Below are 521 nucleotides of genomic sequence, written 5' to 3'. Positions count from 1 at the left end.
CGAGCCCGCCGCCCGCCGCGACGCCCGGTTCATCGTCAGGCCGGGCTCTTCAAACTTCGCATAGGCATCGACGATCTCCGAGACCAGCCGGTGGCGGACCACATCCACGCTGGTCAGCTCCGCGACGTGGATGTCTTCCACGCTGTCCAGGATCTCCATCGCCGAGCGCAGGCCGGATTTGGCCCCGCCCGGAAGGTCGACCTGCGTGATGTCGCCGGTGACAACGATCTTGGATCCGAAGCCGAGTCGGGTGAGGAACATCTTCATCTGCTCGGCGGTCGTGTTCTGCGCCTCGTCGAGAACGATGAACGCGGAGTTCAGGGTGCGTCCTCGCATGTACGCCAGCGGCGCCACCTCGATGACTCCGGCGGTCATCAGTTTGGGGATCAGCTCGGGATCCATCATGTCGTACAGCGCGTCGTACAACGGCCGCAGATACGGATCGATCTTCTCGCTGAGGGTGCCTGGCAAAAAGCCAAGGCGCTCACCGGCTTCCACGGCCGGGCGGGTCAAGATGATGC

General features: G+C 64.1%; 1 protein-coding gene. It reads right to left on the bottom strand.

What is annotated here, in order from left to right; all coding sequences use genetic code 11:
* The coding region (locus A5652_RS02705; protein ID WP_197513720.1) for a PhoH family protein at positions 1 to 521 on the bottom strand (521 nt) is incomplete at both ends.

This window comes from Mycobacterium sp. 1165178.9 (assembly GCF_001673555.1).
Classification (GTDB): Bacteria; Actinomycetota; Actinomycetes; order Mycobacteriales; family Mycobacteriaceae; genus Mycobacterium.
The sequence above is the reverse complement of the archived record's forward strand: the minus strand, read 5'-3'. Positions and strand labels throughout refer to the sequence as shown.